Consider the following 15,802-nt stretch of genomic DNA (forward strand, 5'->3'; position numbering starts at 1 on the left):
ACAACCCTGTGGGAGCGGGCTTGCTCGCGATGGCAACGACGCGCATTAACTGAAAGACCGAGGCGCCTGTATCGCGAGCAAGCCCGCTCCCACAGGGTTTGCCGGTCACCTGACGAGTATCAACATCCTTCGTGCTTCCTTGGCCTATGCTCCACGGGTTTTCAAGCATAAGGAACTGGCCATGAATGCGCCTGCAACCACCCCGACGCCTGCTACGGCAAAAGCGAAACTCCCCATAGGCCTGGTGATTGCGGTCCTGGTGATGATCGGCATTTTGCTGTTGCCATTGCCTGCCGACTTACCGGTGGCGGGTCATCGCATGCTGGCGATTCTGGCATTTGCAGTGGTGGTATGGATCACCGAAGCGGTGTCGTACGAAGCCAGCGCCATCATGATTACGTCCTTGATGGCGTTTTTGATCGGCATGGCGCCGACCCTGGCAGACCCGTCAAAGCTTTACGGCACATCGGCCGGTATCACCATGGCCCTGACCGGGTTTTCCAATGCCGCCCTGGCGTTGGTAGCGGGTGCGTTGTTTATCGCCGCGGCCATGACCCACACCGGCCTGGACCGGCGCATTGCCCTGGTGACCCTGTCGCGCATCGGCACCAGCACCCGGCGCATTTTGCTGGGGGCAATTGCCGTCACCATCTTGCTCAGCCTGGTGGTGCCCAGCGCCACGGCCCGCAGTGCGTGCGTGGTGCCAATCATGATGGGGGTGATCCTGGCGTTTGGCGTGGACAAACGCTCCAACATTGCGGCCGGGATTATGATTGTCGTGGCCCAGGGCACCAGTATCTGGAACGTAGGCATTCAAACGGCGGCCGCGCAAAACCTGCTGACCGTGGGCTTTATGGACAAAATGCTCGGGGCGCGAGTGAACTGGCTCGACTGGCTCATCGCCGGTGCCCCGTGGGCCATCATCATGTCGGCCGTGTTGCTGTTTGTGGTGCTTAAACTGCTGCCACCGGAAAGCGACAGCATTCCCGGCGGCAAGGAGGCGGTCGAAAAGTCACTGGCAGAACTGGGCCCCATGACCGGGCCGCAGAAACGCCTGATGGGTGTGTCGATAGCATTGCTGCTGGCGTGGGCCACTGAAGGCAAACTCCACAGTTTTGACACCACCTCGACCACTTATGCCGGGCTGGTGTTTTTGCTGTTGCCGCGATTTGGCGTCATGACCTGGAAAGATGTGCAGTCACGTATCCCGTGGGGCACGGTGATTGTGTTCGGCGTCGGGATCAGCCTGGGCACCGCGTTGTTGACCACCCAGGCCGGGCAATGGCTGGGGACGCAAGTCGTGGCCAATACCGGTCTGGATCAGGTCGGTCCGGTGGGGATTTTTGCGATTTTGGGGGCTTTCCTGATCTTGATTCACTTGGGGTTTGCCAGTGCCACCGCGCTCACCTCGGCGCTATTGCCGATCTTGATCGCCGTGCTGCAAACCTTGCCGGGTGAATTCAACCGCCTGGGCATGACCATGTTGCTGGGCTTTGTGGTCAGCTACGGGTTTATCCTGCCGATCAACGCGCCGCAGAACATGGTGTGCCTGGGCACGCAAACCTTTACGGCCAAACAGTTTGCCAAGGTCGGGTTGATAGTGACGGCGGTGGGGTACTTGCTGATGCTGCTGTTCGCCACAACGTACTGGAGCTGGTTGGGCTGGATGTAAAAAGCCGCCAGCCGTAGTAGCTGTAGATGTACAGAGATAACTCGACTGTGGGAGCGAGCCTGCTCGCGAAGATCATTCGCGAGCAGGCTCGCTCCCACAGGGGCGCCTGACTACAGTGCTAATTACCGTTTTCGCTGCGCCCGCCGCTGCTGACTTCCGCCGGTACATCTTCACCCGCCATGCGCTTGCGAAACAGCGAGGTCCGGGCCAGCAGCAAGGTGGTCACGGGTACGGTGATGGACAGCAGGATCGGCATCAGCCAGGCATGCAGCACCGGGGTCGATTTAAGCGCAGAAAAGTACAGGATCGACGCCAGCGCCACACCCCACGCACCAATGGTCGAAGCCAAAGCAGGGGGGTGCATGCGCTGAAAGAAGTCCTTGAGGCGCAACAAGCCGATGGCCCCGCACAAGGCAAACAGGCTGCTGAGCACCAGCAGCAGGGCCACCGGTATTTCGATCCAGAGCGACAACTCGCTGACGCTATTCATTCGATCACCTCGCCACGCAGCAGGAATTTGGCCAGCGCAAAAGAACCGACAAAGCCAAACAGGGCAATCAGCAGCGCGCCTTCAAAGTAAGTGTCACTGGCATAGCGGATGCCCAGCACCAGCATCATCAACATGGCCAGGATATACAGATAGTCCAGTGCCAGAACCCGGTCCTGGGCCGAGGGGCCCTTGAACAGGCGGATCACGGTCAGGACCATTGCCAGGCTGAAGATAAACAGGCTGAGCAAGATGGCATTGGAGAGCAGGGCACTCATTCAAAGATCTCCATCAATGGGCGTTCGTAGGCAGTTTTGAAGTGCTCTATAAACTTCGCATCGTCATCCAGATCGAACACGTGCAGCAACAGCACGCTGCGATCCAGCGCCAGTTCCGACCAGATGGTGCCGGGCACCACGGTGGTGATCATCGACAAGGCTGCAAGGCCGTTGGCATCACGCAAATCCAGGGGGATTTTGACAAACCGCGAGCGTGGCGGATTTTTGCCAGCCCGCAGTACACCCCAGGCCACTGCAATGTTGGACAGCACGACATCGCGGCCCACCAGAAAGAACAGCTTGATGATCACCCACGGATGACGAATGCGCACAGGCAACGGCCGCAACGGTGCGAACATCAGTGGCGCCAGAATGGCCAGTGCCGCACCTAGCAGCAGGTTGCCAGCACTCAGCGACAGGTTGAGCAACAGCCACAGCATCCACAATGCGAGGGACAGCCAGGGAGCAGGGAATAGACGCTTCATGGCTGCACCTGTGGCATGGAGGCCGCCTTGGCCTGCGGGCTTGGAACCGGGCGGGTGCCGATAACGGCCATCACGTAACGCTCGGGGTTATTGAGGGTGTCTGCAGCAGCCTGGGTGTAACGCAACACCGGCTCGGCCTTGAACGTCAGCAGCACACACAGCCCGAGCAGTAACACGATGGGCAGGCATTCGATGCGGCGCAAGATGGGCGACGGGCGCTCAAGGGGCGTCCAGAAACGCTGGATGCCCATGCGTGAGAAGGCAATCAAAGACGCTAGCCCCGAGAGAATCAACAACGCCAGCAGGCACCAGGCCGCCGTAGAAATCGGCGTATCCGTGGCATTGCCCAGGCCTAGCGGATTAAGCAGGGCGTTGAGCAAGCTGAGTTTGCCGATAAACCCGGACAGCGGCGGCATGCCGATAATCAGCAGGGCACAGGCAATAAAGCTCAACCCCAAAAAGGCCATGGTCCAGGGAATGATCTGGCCCACAACCACTTTTTGTTCGTCGTCGAGGTTGCTGCCACGCGGCGGCGGAGTGACGGTCAGGCTCGGCTGGGGTTCCGCATCGTCTTCGAGCACCAGGTCGGCCGAGGAGCGCGAACGCTCGATCAGCTCGGCCAGCAGGAAGAGCGCACTCAGGGCCAGGGTCGAGCTGATCAGGTAGAACAGCGCGGCGGCGGTCAGGTTGGGTTGGGCGAAACCTACTGCCGACAGCAGGATGCCTGCGGAGACCAGGATGCTCAGGCTGGCCATGCGCTCCAGTCGCTGGGCGGCAAGGATGGCGATGCCGGCACAGACAATGGTCGCCATACCGCCATAGATCAGCCAGTCGCCCGCAAAGTACGCCGAGGCCCCGGCTTGCCCGGAGAACAGCAGGGTCCACAAGCGCAACACGGTGTAGATCCCGACCTTGGTCATGATCGCGAACAGGGCCGCAACCGGGGCACTGGCCGACGAATAGGCAGGCACCAGCCAGAAGTTCAGCGGCCACATGCCGGCCTTGGCTAAAAAGGCCACCGCCAAAATGGCTGTGCCCGCATGCAGCAAGCCACGATCCGCTTCAGGCACCAGAGGGATTTTCAGCGCCAGGTCAGCCATGTTCAGCGTGCCGGTGACGCCATAGATCAAGGCCGCGCCAATCAGGAACAGTGAAGAAGCCAGCAGGTTGATCGAAATGTAATGCAGCCCCGCAGACACCCGGGTCTTGCCCGAGCCGTGGAGCATCAAACCGTAAGAGGCGGCCAGCAGCACTTCGAAAAACACGAACAGGTTGAACAGGTCGGCAGTCAGGAAGGCCCCGTACAGGCCCATCAACTGGATCTGGAACAACGCATGGAAGCTGGCACCGGCGCGGTCCCAGCGGGCCATGGCGAACAGCAGGGCGCAGATGGCGATGATGCCGGTCAGGACCAGCATCAGGGCGCTCAAGTGGTCGACCACCAGGGCAATCCCGAAGGGCACTTGCCAGTTGCTGGGCAGGTACACGCCAATTGAGGCCGGAATGGCCTGATGACGGGTCCACAGCAACAGCATCACAGAGATGCCCAGGCCGAGCAGGGTTGAGATCAGGTTGATCCGGGCTTTGAGTGGACGGTGTTTTTCGCCCAGCAACAGCATGCAGGCTGCGGTCAGCAACGGTAGCAAAATGGGTGCGACGATCAGGTGCGGCATCAAATTCATTCTTTAGGCTCCCGGCCATCAACGTGGTCGGTACCGGTCAGGCCCCGAGAGGCCAGCAAGACCACCAGGAACAGCGCGGTCATGGCAAAACTGATGACGATTGCGGTCAGCACCAGAGCCTGGGGCAATGGGTCGGTGTAATTGAGCAAATCCTGGGGCACGCCGTTCTTGATTACCGGCTCTTTGCCGATAAACAGGCTGCCCATGCTGAAGATGAACAGGTTGACACCGTAGGACAGCAGGCACAGGCCCATGACCACCTGGAAGGTTCGCGGACGCAGAACCAGCCAGGTGCCCGATGCGGCCAGTACTCCAATAGCAATGGCGATGACTTCTTCCATCAGGCGGCTCCTTCTTTAGTGGCAAGAGCGGATTGAGGGGCAGGCAGCGGGGCAAGCTGATTGCTCGGGCGATGGGCCCGCACAGACTGGTGAGCCAGTGCCGTGAGGATCAGCAGGGTCGCACCGACCACCACCGCATAAACGCCGATATCGAAGAACAGGGCGCTGGCCACATGGATATCCCCCAACAGCGGCAAGCTGAAGTGCGCGGTGTGGGTGGTCAGGAATGGATAACCCAAGGGGATTGCGCCCAGCCCGGTCAGGGTCGCGCACAACAGCCCGGTGCCCATCCAGCGCAAGGGGCGCAGGCTCATTTGCGCTTCGACCCACTGTGTGCCGGCAACCATGTATTGCAGGATAAACGCGACCGACATCACCAGGCCTGCGACAAAGCCGCCGCCCGGTTGGTTATGGCCGCGCATGAACAGGTACATGGACACCACAAAGGCAATCGGCAGCAGCAAGCGCACCAGCACTGCCGGCACCATCATAAAGCCCAGTGCGGTATCGCTGGCGCTGCGGGGGTTGACCAGGTCGGTCATCACGTCCTTGGCCAAGAGCCGCTGCTGTGCAGGGAGTTGCATGCTTTCTTTGGAAGGGCGGAAGCGACGCAGCAGGGCGAATACCGTCAGTGCCACAGCGGCCAGAACGGTGATTTCACCCAGAGTGTCGAAGCCACGGAAATCCACCAGCATCACATTCACCACATTGCTGCCGCCGCCTTCAGGCAGCGCCCGGCTGAGGTAGAACGAAGAAATGTCGTTGGGGGTCTGGCGTGTCAGCATCGCGTAGGACAGCAACGCCATGCCGCCACCCACTGCCGTAGACAGCAGCAAGTCGCGCAAACGACGGATCTGCGCCTTGCGCAGGGTGCCCGGCAGTGGCGAGACTTCTTCGATACGGCGTGGCAACCAGCGCAGGCCCAGCAGTATCAGCACCGTGGTCACGACCTCGACCACCAGTTGGGTCAAGGCCAGATCCGGCGCCGAGAACCATACAAAGGTGACGCAGGTCATCAGGCCGCACACGCTGACCATCGTCAGGGCTGCGAGACGGTGGTACTTGGCTTGCCAGGCGGCGCCCAGTGCACAGGCAATCGCCAGCAGCCACAGGGTGATGAAGGCAATCGAACCCGGTATTTTCGGGCGATCGCCCCAGCTCAGGCCGCTGTAGAACATCGGGATCAGCCCGGCAATCACGGCAACCAGAATCAACAGGAACAGCTGGGTTTGCAGGCGCTGGGTGCTGATGCGTCGTTCAAGCCGCCGCGCGCCGCGCATGATCACTACCAGGCTGCGCTCGAAGAAACGCTTGCCATTGAAGAACTTGCTCAGCGGCGGGTACGGGAAGCGACCGAGCTTGAGCTGTTTGCGCAACAGCACATACAGCAAGATGCCGCCGGACATGGCAATCAGGCTCATGATCATCGGTGCATTCAGGCCGTGCCAGATGGCCAGGCTGTATTCGGGCAACTCGCCCCCCACCACCGGTTGTGCGGCGGCGGCGAGCAGCGGGCCGACGGTTTGTGCCGGGAAAATCCCGACCATCAGGCAGGTGAATACCAGCAGCTCGACCGGGGCGCGCATCCAGCGTGGAGGCTCGTGCGGAGTGTGTGGCAGGTTGGTCGCAGGCGGGCCGAAAAACACGTCCACGGTAAAGCGAAGGGCGTAGGCCACGCTGAACGTGCCGGCGATGGTCGCAATGACCGGCAGGGCGATTTCGACCCAGGCCGTGGAGTTGATGAACACGGTTTCAGCAAAGAACATCTCTTTGGACAGGAAACCGTTCAGCAGCGGCACCCCGGCCATCGAGGCACTGGCCACCATGGCCAGGGTTGCGGTGTAGGGCATGAGCTTGAACAGGCCGCTGAGCTTGCGAATGTCACGGGTGCCGCTCTCGTGGTCGATGATCCCGGCCGCCATGAACAGAGAGGCTTTAAACGTTGCGTGGTTAAGGATGTGGAACACCGCGGCAACGGCCGCCAGCGGGCTGTTAAGGCCCAGCAGCAGGGTAATCAGGCCCAGGTGGCTGATGGTCGAATAGGCCAGCAGGCCTTTAAGGTCATTTTGAAACATCGCGCAGTAAGCGCCCAGCACCAGGGTGCAGGCACCGGCGCCGCTAACAATCCAGAACCACTCCTCACTGCCCGACAGGGAGGGCCAGAGGCGAGCAAGCAGAAACACCCCGGCCTTGACCATCGTTGCCGAGTGCAGATAAGCCGATACGGGGGTGGGCGCCGCCATGGCGTGGGGCAGCCAGAAGTGAAACGGGAATTGCGCACTTTTGCTCAGGGCGCCGATCAGGATCAGGGGGAGCAGGATTGGATACAGACTGTGGGCGCGGATCTTGTCGCCCGCCGCGAGCACGGCATCCAGATCATAGCTGCCGACGACATGGCCAAGCAGCATGACCCCCGCCAGCAGACACAACCCCCCGGCGCCAGTGACCATCAGCGCCATATAAGCGCCGCGTCGGGCATCCGAGCGGTGGTGCCAATAACCAATCAGCAAGAATGAAAAGAGGCTGGTCAGCTCCCAGAAAAATACGATCTGGATCAGGTTGCCCGACAGTACCAGGCCGAGCATGGCACCCATAAACGCCAGGAAAAACGCAAAGAAGCGCGGAACCGGGTCTTCAGGTGACATGTAGTAGCGGGCGTACAGCGACACCAGCGTGCCGATGCCAAGCACCAGAATCGAGAACAGCCAGGCGAATCCGTCCAGGCGCAGGACAAAATTCAAGCCGAGACTGGGCAGCCACATGAACTCTTCACGAATGACGCCGCCGTGGGCGATTTGCGGATAGAGCATGGCTACTTGAACAGTACCGATCAAAGCAATAAGACCGGCCAACAGTGATTCACTGTTACGTGCGTTATGCGGCAAAACAGCCGCCAGACAGCTGCCAACGAAGGGCAGAAGCAGTAGAACTATCAGGGACATAGGCTTCTAATCTGCAGGAGTTTGTAAGCGATCATACGTGGCGAGTTGCAGATCACCAACAGCGAACCTGTGGCTGAATCCTACAAAGTCTGTCGATAACCGGTCAGGTTTCCTACAGCTCTCTCCTTGTATAACCGCTTATAAGTAAAAAATCGTACCGGTTCACAGGCGTGCAGTTCTAATCGCAGGCTTGGTCGCCTTGCTTTTCCTCACGCTCTTCGAGCTTGTTACCTTTTGTTTTTAACTCACTCACGATCACCGCTGCAACAATCAATGCCGCGCCAAGCAGTGCAATGCCAGGCAATCGCTCCCCCGCAAGACGCCCGGCGATGCCGGCCCAGACAGGTTCACCCGCATAAATAAGGGTGGCGCGGGTAGGCGAAACACTCTTCTGAGCCCAATTCATCGCAACCTGAATGGCCGCGCTGGCAGCGCCCAGGCCAACGGCACTGGCTAACAATAGCCATGAAAAGTCAGGAATGGCTTCTTGAGTTGGCACAATCATCAAGAATGCCAGAATAGACGCTGTGCTGAGTTGAACGATGGTTACCCGACGCACGTCGACTTTGCCTGCATAAGCACTGATCAGAATGATTTCGGCCGCTATGGCAATGGCGCTGATCAGCGTGGCGATCTCCCCCGGGCTGAAATCCAGGGACGCACCGCTCGGACCGGACAACAACATCAGCCCGGTAAAGGCCAGCATGATCCCCAGGCTGGGCATCAAACCGGGCCTGCGCCCCAGCACCAGCCACTGCAGCAGAGGCACGAAGGGGACGTAAAGCGCGGTAATGAAGGCTGACTGGCTACTAGGGATGGTCTGTAGGCCAATGGTTTGCAAGCCGTAGCCAAGCATGATCGAGACACCGATAAACATACCCGCCTTGAGCTCGAACAGCGTAATACCGCGCAGACTGCGAAGTGAAAACAGAGAGACGATGACCGCCGCCGCCGCAAAGCGCAGGCCTACAAAAAACATCGGTCCGCTCGCCGTCAGTGCATGCTGCACCAATAGAAAGGTGACGCCCCACACCATGGTGATCAGGATCAGCACGCACTCCGCTTTACTTAAGCGGGAGGTCAAAGACAGCAGTCTGGTAAGTTTCAATGGCGTCGCAACCTTGCGTGCTATAGGACAGGAGACGCACAATGCGTCAAAGCTGGGCAGTATACTGCGCAGCCCCACAAGGTGAGCAATATAGTGCCCAAAGAAAATTCGCAACGTGCTTCGGTTTTGCAGCACGTCAGTCAAAACGTACGACGCCTCAGGCTGCTTTCGCACCTGAGCCAAAGCACATTGGCAGAACTGTCCGGCGTGAGTCGGCGAATGCTGGTCGCTATCGAGGCGGGCGAAAAGAACGTCAGCCTGAGCACCCTTGACCGAGTTGCAGAGGCGCTGAACGTAGCCTTCAGCGATCTGATCCAGGCCCCGGGCTCACCAGACCCGAGCCGCATCAACGAAGTGGCCTGGACGGGGACGAAGCCGGGCAGCAAAGCCGTACTCCTGTCCAAAGCCACCGCCACCCGCGAAGTCGAGCTTTGGGAATGGACGTTGGAACCGGGAGAGGAATACCACTCCCAGGCAGACGCCGAAGGCTGGAGCGAACAACTCTACGTATTCGAAGGCTGCCTGACCCTGGTGATGGACGAAGAGGCGCTACGTTTTAGTGCGGGAGAGTTCTACATGTACGCCAGCAACCGACCCCATGCCTACCGCAACGAAGGCGAGGGGATATTGCGGTTTGTGCGCAATGTCGTGATCTGAAAACCCGTGCCAGAGAAATAACTAAAAATTATTAGAATTCAGGGGGTTGCCAGCTTCAACCTTCTAGTACATAATGCGCGCCATCAGCCCGGGGGCAACTACCTGAAGCGCTGAAGAATCAAATAGTTGTAGCGATAAGTCGCAGTAACACACTCTTGTTTTTGATGTTTCTCAGAAGCCTCAAGCGCAATTGGCCGAATAGCAAAATGGTTATGCAGCGGATTGCAAATCCGCCCACGCCGGTTCGATTCCGGCTTCGGCCTCCACATTCGAAAGCCCCGTAGATTAGCGTCTACGGGGTTTTTTATTGGGCGCAGGAAAGTGAAGAGTTCCGAAACTTTAGGGGTGGAGTTCCGAAACTATTTCATTGTGACGGCTTCGCGATGGCTCCAGGGCGCCGGTAAACCCTCTTGGTGTTTTCCTGTTTTGAGTGATCAAGCAGCAAGCTGGCATCACCAATATCAGTAATTTATGAAGCGGCTTACGGACGTATGCCTTTGATATTGGAACTGGGCAAACTTTTCTGCATCACTCTGGTTGCCTTCGACGATTGCTTGAGTCTGGCTTTCTCTCGGGCATCATCCCAGCGGTTGCGCAACATTTCCTGTGATACCTGTCTCCCGGATGTATTCAAAATAAAACGAGCAGAGCTGTGCTGTTTGTTCCTGGTGCATATATCTTCGATTAGCATGCCCAGGCTGGCCCGCAGCGGTCATGGTCAGATTGCGGATAGTGCTGGTCACCACTAGCGGGTTTCGAATTGATGATCCTAGCGACCTCACTACGTCGACGGCGTAACTCCTGCCTTCCAGCTCCATGACGCGGTTGATAGGGCCGGTGATAACGAGTTCGGGTACCGGCGGGGAGCTCGCTGCAGGGAAGATCAAAGTCGCTGTGGGTATTTCTCGGGCACGATCAAGCGCCCGCTGTGCGATTGAGTTCATTGGGTTGCCTCGGGATTAATCGTTGCGGATGATGCCCACAAGATCGCCATCGCGCAGGACGGCGGTCTCTTTCAGCTCCAGCAGGACAGCAGCGGCGTGTTCAAGATTGATGGCGTAGAGGTAAATGCTGAAGGTGCCTTCTTCGGTTTTAACGTCGACAGGGTAGAGCTGCCATTGCAGGCCGTTGACCATGGCGACCCGAGCCAGTGTAGCCATAGGCGGTGGACTGAAACTGTTACCGTACATATGCACTTACTGGGTTTTGGTGAGGGGCTTGCCGTCAGCGCCGTGGCTGATTATGTAGTCGTCCGGGAAGCATTGGGCCTTGTACAACTCGGCCGGTTGCAGCATCCGCAGGCAGATGTCGACGATCACATACGGCGTGCCCTTGATGGTCACGGTGACCAGTGCCAACTGATCACGCGTGGTGATGGTTGGTGCGGGCGCTGCAATGTCTCCCGCGTCACTGGTGCCGTAGTAACTGATCAGGAATGCAGCAACCCGAAGTGCGCCGGCTTCAACCTCCGGGGAGAGTTGCAGTTCAACCAAAGAGCTCTTGCCTCCGCCGCCTGCACTGATTGTGTGCAGTGGCTCATTCAGGTCTCGTGCATCGCAGTTTCCACGCAAGTGCACCAGGTTGGCCGTGACTAATTGTTGTTGGCTGGGCGTGACCAATACATCAAGCGCTCCACGGACATGATTGTTTTTCCGTCGAGTTCTATGACCTGAACACTTGGGACACTGAAGGCAAGCCTGTGTCCGCGAGACGCCGCTGGAAGACTGGCAACCCCGCCGAGTTCGGACCAGGACAGCTTGGTGCCAGCTACTTGTCCAAAGAGGTCCGCTGGGGATTCAAGCGCAACATTTTGATCTGGGCTCGACAGATGATCACGAAATACGCAGGGCAAGAGGCTGGTCGTGTCTATCTGGTCCCTTCTAACACGGCGTTGGATAAAGTCAACAGCATGAGTCGCGCTGTAGCTGCGCCGGTCAACAGCAGAAGCAGCGTCATGGTGTCCCGCCAGAACAACGGCGGTCACCCGGGTACGCCGGGCTACCAGCAGATTGCTCATGCGGTTTGGGCTTTTTTGAAATTTAACGTGTAGCTCCTAACATTAATCATCGAGCCCGCCACTGAGCGGGCTTTCTTATATCTGGAGAGCGCTATGTCCCTCGCCGTGCAGCAACTGCTGCAGATCCTCCCGAACGCCAGCCAAGTTGCTGGCGTTTTTTTTCCTGTTTTAAACACAGCCATGAGCCGGTACCAGATTGTTGGTACCAATCGCATCGCAGCCTTCATCGCACAGGTCGGCCACGAATCCGGCCAGTTAACGCGCGTGGTGGAAAATATCAACTACAGCGCTGACGGTCTGGCCAATACATGGCCGAGCCGATACGCCGAGCCAGACGGTCAGGGTGGATACGTCAAAGTGCAGGTGGCTGGCAAAGTGCGCAACAAACCGAACACCTTTGCACTGACCGTTGACCGCAAACCCGAACAGATCGCCAACATCACCTACGGTAACCGCATGGGCAACACCGCCTCCGGCGATGGCTGGAAGTAACGCGGACGTGGCCTAATCCAGATCACCGGAAAGAACAACTACCATGCCTGCGGCGAAGGGCTGGGCCTTGACCTGATCAAGCAGCCCGAGCTGCTGGAGAAGCCACAGCACGCCTGCATGTCAGCGGCATGGTTCTGGGCGACCAAGGGCCTGAGCACACTGGCCGACGCGGGCCAGTTCGACAAGATCACCCAGCGCATCAACGGTGGCCAGAATGGCGCGGCGGATCGGCAGGCGCTGTACGCCCGTGCGCACAAGGTGTTGGCGTGAAGATTGATGCGGTGAAGTGGGGTGGGGTGCTGCTGATCATCCTGGCCGTGAGGGCGGGCAGCGCGTGGGCCGCATGAGAGTGGCAGGCCAACGCCTATGGTCAGCAGTGGGCCACCAAGGAAGCTGCCCACCAAACCGAGCGCACCAATCTGGCCAACGCCAACTCTGCGCAAATTCTGGTAGAGCAAGGCAAGCGCCTCGCCCTGGAGCAATGGCTGGCAGCAAGTGACCAAACCTATTACAGAGCTCTGACCGATGAGAAAACGAAACAGGCACGTCTGCTTGATCGCCTTGCTACTGCTGACCTGCGATTGTCAGTCCAACTTGACGCCGCAACTGGTTGTGACGCAGTGCACACCGCCACCGCCACCGCCACCGCCACCGCCACCTGCGGCGACGGCGTGGTTTATGGAGCCACGAGAGTACGACTTGACCCAGTGCATGCTCAACGAATTATCGGAATCACCAGCGACGGCGACCAGGGACTGATAGCATTGAAGGCATGCCAATCGTACATTAGAGCTGTGGTGCAATAAGCCTAGCTTGGACTAGTCATTGAATTTTAAGTCCTGCCCAGATCCTGTGAGTAAGGTCTTCTAGGCAGGAAATTAAAATTTACTGTTGAGCCCTAATGAGTCAACGAGGCATTAGTAATGGCTACGGGCGCAGTTATATCCTTGTTCCCGAAAATTTCAGAAAACATCGGGACCAGTACTTTATTGCCAGACTCACTTAGATGGTCGTCATCACGGTATAAAGGCTGATTGTCTTTTGTTCCAACGCAACGGCCATCCGAACATAAGTACGGCAGGGGGTTTAGGATTTTTACGCCGCATTGGTCACGGGCGGCATCTTGTGCTTTCCAGATGAAAGCTTGACGATGGTTGTAGTCAGCAAGCGAGACGTATATTGGTTTTTGCGTTCCCGCCAATGCAGCCCTTGCCGCACGTGTTGGGACATCAACCCCCATCTCTGGAATTGGTCGAACTAGATACACGGTGTGATTTTTTGCAATTTCACACGCGGTATCTTTTAAGTTTCGAGAGTATTCGTCGATGAAATCTGGCTCGGATGTTTGGTAGGGCTTGGAAAAGTAAACCTGTGGGATATTATCTTCACCAATATTTTCATTGGCTCCGATAGCATATTGTGCATAACGATTGACAATTACTACAGGGATATTGCTAGGTATCGTTTTTAGCTTTTGAATAGCCCACTCTACAAACTCGCCGCACTGTCTCTGAACTGGGTGGTGTACACCTTGGATAGTGGGGCAGCCGCTGTAAGTCCATTCCATTATGGCGCTATTGGACGATGGAGCAGCTGATACGACTGCTGAAACAACAGCATTAGCATGGCTGTCTCCCAGGACGATTGCTTGAAGTTCGCTGCCACCGAACGTGCAGGATGGTGACACTACGCCCGTCATGAGTAAGCATTCATCCCTACGAGGGTTTTTATTTTTTGACTCAAGGCTGATTGCTTCAACCTCAGCGGGGAGCCGCCCATTTACACCTTGATTTAAACGAACACCCAACCCAGCTACAGTCACCGCAATAGCACAGCTTAGCAATACTGCGGCGTTCTTGCGCATACTCATGTTGGTTAGATAACGGCGAGCTGGCGTTTCCACAAGGTGATAGGAAATATTGCCGAGCACAAGCGTCAACACTAGTCCTGTGAGGATGTATGTTGGGTTGTTTTGCTGATCTAAGTAGGTAAGGGCCACCACTATCGGCCAATGCCAAAGATACAATGAGTACGAGCGGGTTCCGAGCCACTGTATGGCAGTTGGACCTGTCCAAATAGAGTTTGAACGAGCTGCCAACAATATCAGCGATGTGCCTATTACTGGAACCAATGCTCGCCAGCCCGGCCAGCTAGATGAGGAGTCAAACCCTACGATGGAGCCGATAATAAGAGCGAATCCAACGATTTCAAATGCAGTACGTGTACTGGCCGTAATGACCAGTCGATTTGCCAGCAGATAAACCAAACCACCTGCAAGCATTTCCCAGGCGCGAGTTGGTAACAGATAAAATGCGGCACTTGGTGCTGTCTGTGTAACTACAATAGATGATGCGAGTGATACCATTAGTCCTGTGAGCATCACCAAGGTTATAGCCTGTCGATTCGGTCGCCACTTCCAGACTGCAACCAGAACTAAAGGGAGGATAATATAAAATTGCCACTCCACCGCAAGCGACCAAGTATGTAGAAGCCACTTTTCATGGGATTGTGTATCGAAATAACCAGCTTCACGCCAAAATTGCATGTTGGAAAGAAATGAAACCCCTGCTACGGAATGAGTTCCAAGCATTTTATAATCAAGTGGTGGTAATGCCTTCCAGCCAAGTGCTAATAATACCGCGCAAAGAACAATTAGAGCAGGCAGGATTCGACGTGCCCTAGCCATGTAAAATTCGATAACTGAAAACGGCGAGGTTTTACTACGCTCTAAGCCTTCAACTACAATGCCAGTCATCAGGAAGCCAGATATCGCGAAAAATATATCTACACCAACAAATCCGCCTGCAAATCCATACACGCCGAAATGGTAGAAAATGACTGCGATTACCGCCCATGCACGAAGGCCATTGATGTCATCTCTAAATTTTCTACTCTCAATACTCATTCTGAAATTGCTTTCCTTGCTCTAGCGTGGCTTGGGGTGGGCGCGGTTAAAAAGCCACGCATAATGCCTGAATGCTGTGGAATGTTGAAACAGAGATCTACCTGTTCCCTTACATAAAAATTAGAAACCAGATGTGCGGCCACGACGCTTGACCTTCAGTTTTTGACTAGAGTCCCCCGAGGGAATGTCAGAGCGTGTGATCCCGCTGCCTTACTAGCAGATATTTGGCAGTCAGAAAAGGGTGCTGATGAGTTCATCACGCTAAATCCGTTTGGGGGCAGTCAGTGAGGGAAGGAGATAACCCTCAGTGACTTTCCGAGTGAAATCGTTACTCGGTATCCAGCAGCGTTGGGCGACGTTGCAGCGAGCGCCTGTTGCTGGAGTCCCGTATTTGCTGGCGCTTAGTAAATCCAGCTTGAATGGGGTACTAGGCGGCATGGGGAGAATCTCCGAAGGTAAATATTGCGTCTTCCATTGACGTCAAACCCCTGTCCATGGCGCGTATTGCATAAACCCGTATCCCTCAGATGATGTAGGGCTGCTTACAATGGCAGCAGTGGATGCATTCAATCGGGATTTAAGTACAGCAAGGCAGAAGTCTTGTTGCTGGACCTTTGACTGCCTGGTGAATTTTCAGATGATCTGTTTGTAGTAAACCAGCCTTAAGAATCATCAAAGGGGATGGTGGTATTGGGGGAGATGAATGGGCGCTGGGGCAGGGCACATTGCGTGCTGC

12 protein-coding genes, 1 tRNA gene and 3 pseudogenes are annotated in these 15,802 nt (G+C 56.8%); 6 read left to right on the top strand and 10 right to left on the bottom strand.

The genetic code is table 11. The features are described 5' to 3' along the window. Positions 1–181: 181 nt before the first annotated feature. On the top strand, positions 182–1,672 hold the full coding sequence (locus TU76_RS15525; RefSeq protein WP_048352017.1) for a DASS family sodium-coupled anion symporter: 1,491 nt from the start codon (positions 182–184) through the stop codon (positions 1,670–1,672). Positions 1,673–1,790: 118 nt separating this feature from the next. On the opposite strand, the gene TU76_RS15530 is transcribed toward TU76_RS15525, so the two are convergent. The 7 genes from TU76_RS15530 to TU76_RS15560 form a co-directional block, all read right to left on the bottom strand. Beyond that, the gene (locus TU76_RS15530) at positions 1,791–2,162 is read right to left on the bottom strand and encodes a Na+/H+ antiporter subunit G (RefSeq protein WP_019829075.1); all 372 of its coding nucleotides are present in this window, start codon (positions 2,160–2,162) and stop codon (positions 1,791–1,793) included. Further along, positions 2,159–2,437, bottom strand: a complete 279-nt coding sequence (locus tag TU76_RS15535; protein WP_016780538.1) for a K+/H+ antiporter subunit F — start codon at positions 2,435–2,437, stop codon at positions 2,159–2,161. The genes TU76_RS15530 and TU76_RS15535 overlap by 4 nt, the downstream gene beginning before the upstream one ends. Further along, on the bottom strand, positions 2,434–2,922 hold the full coding sequence (locus TU76_RS15540; RefSeq protein WP_019829079.1) for a Na+/H+ antiporter subunit E: 489 nt from the start codon (positions 2,920–2,922) through the stop codon (positions 2,434–2,436). Before TU76_RS15540 ends, TU76_RS15535 begins: the two co-directional genes overlap by 4 nt. Next, positions 2,919–4,604: a monovalent cation/H+ antiporter subunit D gene (locus TU76_RS15545; RefSeq protein ID WP_019829080.1), complete on the bottom strand. Its 1,686-nt coding sequence runs from the start codon at positions 4,602–4,604 to the stop codon at positions 2,919–2,921. The genes TU76_RS15540 and TU76_RS15545 overlap by 4 nt, the downstream gene beginning before the upstream one ends. Further along, complete coding sequence (locus TU76_RS15550) at positions 4,601–4,945, bottom strand: Na+/H+ antiporter subunit C (protein ID WP_019829081.1); 345 nt, start codon at positions 4,943–4,945, stop codon at positions 4,601–4,603. The genes TU76_RS15545 and TU76_RS15550 overlap by 4 nt, the downstream gene beginning before the upstream one ends. Next, entirely contained in the window at positions 4,945–7,887 is a 2,943-nt protein-coding gene (locus TU76_RS15555) for a monovalent cation/H+ antiporter subunit A (RefSeq protein WP_048352018.1), read from the bottom strand. Before TU76_RS15555 ends, TU76_RS15550 begins: the two co-directional genes overlap by 1 nt. 178 nt (positions 7,888–8,065) lie before the next feature. Further along, complete coding sequence (locus TU76_RS15560) at positions 8,066–9,019, bottom strand: DMT family transporter (RefSeq protein WP_403212599.1); 954 nt, start codon at positions 9,017–9,019, stop codon at positions 8,066–8,068. 69 nt (positions 9,020–9,088) lie between these two features. Here TU76_RS15560 and TU76_RS15565 point away from each other — a divergent pair, with 69 nt between their 5' ends. Together TU76_RS15565 and TU76_RS15570 are read left to right on the top strand one after the other, a co-directional pair. Next, positions 9,089–9,652 carry a helix-turn-helix domain-containing protein gene (locus TU76_RS15565; RefSeq protein WP_046810223.1) on the top strand — a complete coding sequence of 188 codons (564 nt, stop codon included), beginning with the start codon at positions 9,089–9,091 and terminating at the stop codon, positions 9,650–9,652. A gap of 192 nt (positions 9,653–9,844) precedes the next feature. Continuing rightward, positions 9,845–9,918: transfer RNA gene (locus TU76_RS15570), tRNA-Cys, on the top strand. Positions 9,919–10,611: 693 nt separating this feature from the next. On the opposite strand, the gene TU76_RS15580 is transcribed toward TU76_RS15570, so the two are convergent. Both TU76_RS15580 and TU76_RS15585 read right to left on the bottom strand, forming a co-directional pair. Then, on the bottom strand, positions 10,612–10,812 hold the full coding sequence (locus TU76_RS15580) for a hypothetical protein (RefSeq protein ID WP_048352083.1): 201 nt from the start codon (positions 10,810–10,812) through the stop codon (positions 10,612–10,614). A 39-nt stretch (positions 10,813–10,851) separates the two neighbouring features. Beyond that, positions 10,852–11,265 (bottom strand): annotated as a pseudogene (locus TU76_RS15585) (DNA cytosine methyltransferase); the annotation flags it as partial. A 158-nt stretch (positions 11,266–11,423) separates the two neighbouring features. On the opposite strand from TU76_RS15585, the gene TU76_RS25245 reads away from it, so the two are divergent. From TU76_RS25245 to TU76_RS15600, 3 genes and pseudogenes are all read left to right on the top strand, one after another. After that, a complete protein-coding gene (locus TU76_RS25245) occupies positions 11,424–11,702 on the top strand; it encodes a hypothetical protein (RefSeq protein WP_157316097.1) in 279 nt (92 codons plus the stop codon). 60 nt (positions 11,703–11,762) lie between these two features. Continuing rightward, positions 11,763–12,431 (top strand): annotated as a pseudogene (locus tag TU76_RS15595) (glycoside hydrolase family 19 protein). Then, positions 12,428–12,967: pseudogene (locus tag TU76_RS15600) on the top strand (lysis protein). The pseudogenes TU76_RS15595 and TU76_RS15600 overlap by 4 nt, the downstream one beginning before the upstream one ends. A gap of 92 nt (positions 12,968–13,059) precedes the next feature. Here TU76_RS15600 and TU76_RS15605 read toward each other — a convergent pair. Beyond that, positions 13,060–15,066 carry an acyltransferase family protein gene (locus TU76_RS15605; protein ID WP_048352022.1) on the bottom strand — a complete coding sequence of 669 codons (2,007 nt, stop codon included), beginning with the start codon at positions 15,064–15,066 and terminating at the stop codon, positions 13,060–13,062. Between the last annotated feature and the right edge of the window lie 736 nt (positions 15,067–15,802).

The organism is Pseudomonas psychrophila, from assembly GCF_001043005.1.
GTDB lineage: Bacteria > Pseudomonadota > Gammaproteobacteria > Pseudomonadales > Pseudomonadaceae > Aquipseudomonas > Aquipseudomonas psychrophila.